The sequence below is a fragment of the Aquimarina longa SW024 genome, assembly GCF_001401755.1.
In the GTDB taxonomy this organism is placed as follows: domain Bacteria; phylum Bacteroidota; class Bacteroidia; order Flavobacteriales; family Flavobacteriaceae; genus Aquimarina; species Aquimarina longa.
In genome coordinates this window covers 1-5480 of the sequence record NZ_AVQK01000063.1, presented here as the reverse complement: position 1 = coordinate 5480, position 5480 = coordinate 1, and the positions used below count along the sequence as shown (strand labels likewise).

7 protein-coding genes are annotated in these 5480 nt (G+C 30.4%); all 7 read left to right on the top strand.

The genetic code is table 11. The annotated features are described in order from the left end of the window. Nucleotides 1-55 precede the first annotated feature (55 nt). The 7 genes from N456_RS08625 to N456_RS08590 all read left to right on the top strand — a co-directional run bounded on the left by N456_RS08625 (nt 56) and on the right by N456_RS08590 (nt 5275). Nucleotides 56-280 (top strand): hypothetical protein, encoded by a 225-nt coding sequence (locus N456_RS08625; RefSeq protein WP_062055979.1) that lies wholly within the window; start codon nt 56-58, stop codon nt 278-280. Between the two features lie 619 nt (nt 281-899). Next, the gene (locus N456_RS24055; RefSeq protein ID WP_148639257.1) at nt 900-1175 is read left to right on the top strand and encodes a hypothetical protein; all 276 of its coding nucleotides are present in this window, start codon (nt 900-902) and stop codon (nt 1173-1175) included. Between the two features lie 792 nt (nt 1176-1967). Beyond that, the gene (locus N456_RS08610) at nt 1968-2303 is read left to right on the top strand and encodes a hypothetical protein (RefSeq protein WP_062055973.1); all 336 of its coding nucleotides are present in this window, start codon (nt 1968-1970) and stop codon (nt 2301-2303) included. Between the two features lie 293 nt (nt 2304-2596). Continuing rightward, complete coding sequence (locus tag N456_RS08605) at nt 2597-3295, top strand: helix-turn-helix domain-containing protein (RefSeq protein ID WP_062055971.1); 699 nt, start codon at nt 2597-2599, stop codon at nt 3293-3295. Further along, entirely contained in the window at nt 3296-3775 is a 480-nt protein-coding gene (locus N456_RS08600; RefSeq protein WP_082422486.1) for an integrase core domain-containing protein, read from the top strand. A 126-nt stretch (nt 3776-3901) separates the two neighbouring features. Beyond that, nucleotides 3902-4855, top strand: a complete 954-nt coding sequence (locus N456_RS08595; protein ID WP_062055966.1) for a bifunctional helix-turn-helix transcriptional regulator/GNAT family N-acetyltransferase — start codon at nt 3902-3904, stop codon at nt 4853-4855. A gap of 6 nt (nt 4856-4861) precedes the next feature. Continuing rightward, nucleotides 4862-5275 (top strand): DUF2000 domain-containing protein, encoded by a 414-nt coding sequence (locus N456_RS08590; RefSeq protein ID WP_062055964.1) that lies wholly within the window; start codon nt 4862-4864, stop codon nt 5273-5275. Nucleotides 5276-5480 lie beyond the last annotated feature (205 nt).

The following is a 5480-nucleotide window of genomic DNA, read 5'->3' as shown; positions in this document are numbered from 1 at the left end:
ATAAAATTGACGTTAGTCAGATTTAAAAAACAGTATCTAATTAAAAATTTAAACTATGAATAAAATTTGGATAATAATAGCTGCAATTGCAACTTTCTTGATAATTAATTTTCTCTACTATAAAAGTATGAAAGTTTTTGTAAAAGAATCATTTGGTAAAAAGTGGTTAAGCGTATGGGGAAACAAAGTTTATTTCTGGCAAAGTTCAATTTTTGTTAGTACAGCTGGAACAGCTTTAGCAATGTATCTTTTAAAATGGTCAAATGTTTTGACTTTTTAGAAGTATAAAAAGACAAAATAGAATAACTTTATGTATGAACTGGTTTTAAAACTGTTACGGAATTGAGCAAGTTTACGGAATAAAAAAACGACTGATAAAAAAACAGAATCGGACTTAAATATTTACCGAAATTTATATCAAACAAACACTTGGAATAAGTTTATCTATCAATTTGACTAAAACGAATGAACAAAGGAAAAACAAAAAACTATTGCCAACAATGTATAACCGCAATTACGGCGGACTCGACTACGTCCGAATCCACTCGGAATTGCTAACGCCTGTGTCAAACCCAAAAGTCTGCGTATATTAACCCGTAACTGACGGTTATACGAGACCGTTACCCAACATTTGACTAAAAATGTACGCAAAACTGAAAAATATAATTCTGACTTTAATGCTAATTGGAATTGGATTAGGGGTTTTCAGTTACAGTAAAATGTACGAATTCTTTTATCAAGAGTTCTACATCCCAGTAATATTGGCGATTTTACTAATTGTATTTTTCTTTTTACCAAAGAGTTTAAAGATAAAAAGCAAATTTTGGACTTTAACAGCATTGGGAATTGGAATTGTATTTGTGACTTTGACAACTCAACTGACTTTCGATTATTTTGGAATGAAAAGGACCGAAAACATATTGACTGAATATCACGAATTGGATTGCGAAAAAATAACTGACCGATTTACAACTGATTTAGCAAATAATGAGCTTAAATATTTTTCTAGTGGATTAGTTAGTTCAGGAAATTTAACTGAAAATCTAAATGATTATAAAATAGAAAATTTTGGACTTGGTTGTATCGTGTATGACAACTTAACTTGTTATAATCGATTAGTTGAACAATATCTGATTGAAAAACAGAATGTAAAAATTACTCAACTATATGAATAAAAGAAAGGTTATAGTAATCCATTTAGCAGTATTTCTACTTCTTATTTTATTGCTATTTTTCGCATCAGAACCTTTACTAAGTAAATTCGCTACAGGAATTCACAACGTTGGAATGTGGACGGATTTAATTATAATCGGAACAATTGGAATTCTGATTTTGACAACTATTTCGTGTTTGATTTTTCTAAAACAAAAGAAAATAGTTGGACTGATAATAATTTTTGTTAATTTTTTTTGGACTTGGTTTAGTCTTGACCTTTTGTATAGATATCATTTCACAGAGTTTCATCCGACTTTTTACATACCAAATTGGATTTTGATAGTGAATTCCATATTTGCGATTGTGGGAATTGTAATTGGACTTAAACTAATAAACAAAAAAGTAAGTATTAAAACTACATTACTGATAAACCTTACTTTAATTTTAATCGGACTCATAATCCAACAAATCTAAATAAAGAACGTTGGGTAACAATTTGTATATTGCATATGCTTCCCGAAGGGAGCATATGCAATATACAAGAGACGTTATGCACCATTATGAAAAAAAAATCATACTTGATAATATCTTTAATTTTAATCTTACTTTTTAGTTGTCAAAATGAGAAACTATCTGATATATATAATAAATGTTATTCTGAAAATGTGACTGTTGACGGAAAATCTATCAGACGTTATATAAAGTGATTTGAAAATGAACTTATAAAAAGTAGATTACTGAAAGACTCAACCGGTCAGAGTTACAAGGATTTCTTCTTTGAACTATCTGATAATAATTATGATTATGTCTATTTGGAAAACCAATATTCTTTTCTCGATAGTATAAACGGTTTAGAGTTCGATGGAGTTTTAGATTGCCCTTTAGCAATTAGAAGTCATAAAGATTTTGAAAACTCAATCTTTGGCAGATTGGCAAATTATATGAGACAGAATAATGGTAATCACGAAGGTTTTTTTAAATCACAAGAGATTGACTCTATCTTTAATGAAAAGACATTTGAATATGATTATATAAAACATAAATTATTCAACATTCTAAAAGTTTATGATAAGAGTAAAAATCACGAAGGCAGAATTCTATGTAAAACTAAGGATTGCCCTGAACGAAAAGAAATACTAGGGTATTAACGTTGCCTAACACTATATATAGCAAATAGGGCGATTGGTGTTTAATCGAAAGGTTATTGTCTATTTGCAAAGTCGCCAAATCTTTAGATTTGGTATTAAAAGAGAAAAATTAAAACAAAATAAAAAGATTTGGCTTGTGGCTTAATCGAAATTAATTGCTTGTTTTCCGCCCTACTTGCCATATATTTAACGTTGTAGCTAATAGTGGTACGTTAAAGGCACATCGTTTACAAAGTTAAAGGGACATAATTTACACTTTTTAAGGTATAATTTGAGATCAAAATCAAATGATCATGCCTTGGAAAAAGACAACAACTATGGAACAGAAAATAGAATTCATCTGTGAATGGCTTACTGGAAAATATGCCATCACAGAATTGTGCAAAAGTTTTGAAATCTCCAGACCAACAGCTTATAAGTTGATTGATCGATTCGAAAATCAAGGCTTTGAAGGTCTAAAAGAGCAATCTAAAGCACCTTGTAAACATCCCAATGCAACCGATCAAAAAATCATTGATAGTATTCTTAAATTAAAAGAAAAACACAAACTTTGGGGAGCTAAAAAAATTAGAATCTTATTGTTTAAAGAGTTTACCAAAGAGCAAATCCCATCTGTGGTGACTGTTCATAATATCCTTCGAAAAAACGGATTAGTGTCTCCTCAAAAACGAATGCGTAGAGTAAAACCAACATACCCTATTTTTGATCCACAATCGTGTAATGAAGTATGGAGTGCCGACTATAAAGGAAAGTTTTTAATGGGTAACAAAATCTATTGTCATCCCTTAACTATTGCAGACTCAAAAAGTCGATTTCTATTTACAGCCAAAGGACATTATAAAGAAACCCTAAAAGCCGCTAAAGCAGAGTTTACAAAGGTTTTTAGATATGGCATCCCTAAACAAATGCACACTGATAATGGAAGCCCCTTTGGATCTGTACGAGCTATTCAAAGGTTTACACAACTCTCATATTGGTTTATAGAACTATGAATTACACCTGTATTTTCTGATCCCGCACACCCAGAACAAAATGGAAGACACGAACGAATGCATCGTGATTTAAAGGCCGCTTGTGCCAAACCTTCAGCATATGATTTAAAAGCACAACAAAGACGTTTAAATCACTTTGTAAAGGAATATAATAACATGCGACCACATGAAGCTTTAGAGATGAAACCACCTGCTAATGGACACGATTTTTCCTGTAGACCGTTCCCTGAAAAAATACCACATTTTGAGTATGATAGTAACCTTAAAGTTCTTAAAGTAACCAAGAGTGGAGCCATTAGATGGAAATCCTATTACTGGGTATATGTATCGGCGGCTTTAAAAGGAAAATACATCGCTATTGAACAACATGGAAACGGAATTTGTAAAGTATATTATAGAAATGTATTTTTAGGTTTCTTTGATCAAAGAAACCTAAGAAAGAAACAACAAGCAACAAGATTAGAAATTAATTTAGTGTAAACACCTAATCTTTAACTTGTGTAAACTATGTATCTTAATGAACATTTATGAAAAACATCGAACTTAAGTAAACAAAAATATTTTATATATATTTGTAACTAGTTACGTATTTAAAAACATAATTAAATGGATTTTGATGAAATTGGCGAAATGGTATTAGGGAGTAGATTAAGAGCTTTAAGCAATAAGGTTACAGAAGATGCTGAACGAATATATGAACTGTATGATATAGAGCTTAAACCTAAATGGTTTCCTGTTTTCTATTATTTATCTAATCAAGATGAAGGAAAATCTATAACATCAATAGCCAATGAGATTGGACATTCACATCCATCTATTATTAAAATAATTCGAGAAATGTCAAAAGAGGGATTAGTTTTGGAGCGAAAAGATAAATCTGATGGTCGGATAAACAATATACTTCTGACAAAAAGAGGAAATGAAATATCAGCAAAAATACAAGAACAATATATTGATGTAGAAAGTGCAATAAAAAATACATTAAAACTGACCACTCACAATATTTGGTTAGCATTACAAGAATTTGAATACTTATTAAAAGAAAAGTCTCTTTTAACTAGAGTTTTAGAAGAAAAGAAAATTAGAGAATCATCAATAATTGAGATTATAGATTATTTACCAGAACACCATTCAGCCTTTCGAGAACTTAATGAAGAATGGATTACTACATATTTCAAATTAGAAGATGCCGATAGAAAAGCATTGGGCAATCCTCAGGATTACATTTTAGACAACGGAGGGAAAATTATTGTAGCTCTCCAAGGCAAGATTATTCTAGGAGTTTGTGCTTTGCTAAAAATGAAAGATGAAAAGTATGATTATGAACTAGCCAAAATGGCTGTTTCTCCAAAAGCTCAAGGCAAAGGTATTGGATATCTATTAGGAAAAGCTATCATTGAAAAGGCAAATGCATTAAAAGCCTCTAACATATATCTTGAAAGTAATACAATATTAAAACCAGCAATTTCATTATATGAGAAACTTGGATTCAAAAAGGTCGTTGGTCATTACACTCCATACGAAAGATGTAATATTCAAATGGAACTTAAACTAAAATAATTAAAAATGGAATTTGAAAATAAAATAGCTATTGTTATTAATAATGGCCTCTTGAATTGGCAAAAACTAAATGTTGCATCATTTTTGGCAAGTTCAGTAGCTATAAAATTTCCTGAAACACACGGAAAATCATTTATCAATGCTTCAAAATCAGAATATCTTCCTTTTATAAAACAACCTATTCTCATTTATAAAGCTGACAACCAAGCTCAAATTGACAGAGCATTTTCAAGAGCCAAACAAAGAGAACTAAATATTGGAATTTATACGGACTCACTTTTCTCAACAAAAAATGAAGAGGAAAATCATATTGAAATAGGTAAATTAACAGATTATAATCAAACTTTGGTGGGAATTATTATTTATGGAGAAAATAAAAAAGTAAACAAAGCTCTGAACGGACTTAAATTTCACGGATAAAAACTACCTACAACAAAGTATAAAAAACATAGGGCATTTGAGGCTTAACCGAAAGTTATGTGCATATTAACAAAGCCCGCTAAATATAAAATTTGGCGTTTATAGTAAAAAGATAAAAGCAAAATATTTATATTTAGCTAAGTAATAAACCGAAACAAAAGTGCTTATCAACTGCCCTACGTTTCTTATACGTAACGTTGTACGC